General features: G+C 58.2%; 2 protein-coding genes. Both read left to right on the plus strand.

Annotated features, from left to right (window positions below; translation table 11 throughout):
* Positions 1-269 (plus strand): peptide chain release factor-like protein (locus tag ACIOVB_RS27750; RefSeq protein ID WP_401272303.1); only part of this gene is annotated, 269 nt, incomplete at its 5' end.
* A 71-nt stretch (positions 270-340) separates the two neighbouring features.
* Positions 341-1303, plus strand: a 963-nt coding sequence (locus ACIOVB_RS27755) for an amino acid--tRNA ligase-related protein (protein ID WP_401272304.1), incomplete at its 3' end; no start/stop codon positions are given.

The following is a 1303-nucleotide window of genomic DNA, read 5'->3' on the forward strand; positions in this document are numbered from 1 at the left end:
AACGTTCCCAGCACGCCAACAAAGACACCGCCATGAAAATGCTGCGGGCCAAGTTGTACGAGCAGGAAATGCAGAAACGCAACGCCGCGTCCCAGGCGCTGGAAGACACCAAGTCCGATATCGGCTGGGGTCACCAGATCCGCTCCTACGTGCTTGATGCCTCGCGCATCAAGGATTTGCGGACCAACATCGAACGCAGCGACTGCGACAAGGTGCTCGATGGCGACATCGATGAATACCTGGAAGCCAGCCTGAAATCGGGGCTGTAAAGCCGTCAGCCCGACCTTAAGTCCCCCGTCAGTGGCGGGGGCAACGAACCTGTGATGGAAAATTTAAAGACATGAGCGACCAACAACTCGATCCGCAAGCCCTGCAACAGGAAGAAAACTCCCTGATCGCCCTGCGCAAGGAAAAGCTTGCTGCCGAGCGCGCCAAGGGCAACGCCTTCCCGAACGACTTCCGCCGTGAAAACTACTGCGAAGAACTGCAGAAGAAATACGCGGACAAGACCAAGGAAGAGCTGGCAGAGGCTGCAATCCCGGTCAAGGTTGCCGGTCGTATCATGCTCAACCGTGGCTCGTTCATGGTGATTCAGGACATGACCGGTCGCATTCAGGTCTACGTCAACCGTAAAACCCTGTCCGAAGAAACTCTGGGCGCGGTGAAAACCTGGGACATGGGCGACATTATTGCCGCCGTTGGCACCCTGGCCCGTTCCGGCAAGGGCGACCTGTACGTTGAAATGACCGACGTGCGCCTGCTGACCAAGTCGCTGCGTCCACTGCCGGACAAGCACCACGGCCTGACCGACACCGAACAGCGCTACCGTCAGCGTTACGTTGACTTGATCGTCAACGAAGAAGTGCGCCAGACCTTCCGCGTGCGTTCGCAAGTGATCGCACACATCCGCAGCTTCCTGATGAAGCGCGACTTCCTCGAAGTCGAAACGCCGATGCTGCAGACCATTCCTGGCGGCGCCGCGGCCAAGCCGTTTGAAACCCACCACAACGCGCTGGACATGGAAATGTTCCTGCGTATCGCGCCAGAGCTGTACCTCAAGCGCCTGGTGGTTGGCGGCTTCGAAAAAGTGTTCGAGATCAACCGTAACTTCCGTAACGAAGGCGTTTCGACTCGTCACAACCCTGAATTCACCATGTTGGAGTTCTACCAGGCGTACGCCGACTACGAAGACAACATGGACCTGACCGAAGAACTGTTCCGTGAACTGGCGCAGCTGGTGCTGGGCCGCACCGACGTGCCGTACGGCGACACGGTGTGCCCCTTCGGTGAGCCGTTCGTGCGT

The sequence above is a fragment of the Pseudomonas sp. NPDC087639 genome, assembly GCF_044743385.1.
In the GTDB taxonomy this organism is placed as follows: Bacteria; Pseudomonadota; Gammaproteobacteria; order Pseudomonadales; family Pseudomonadaceae; genus Aquipseudomonas.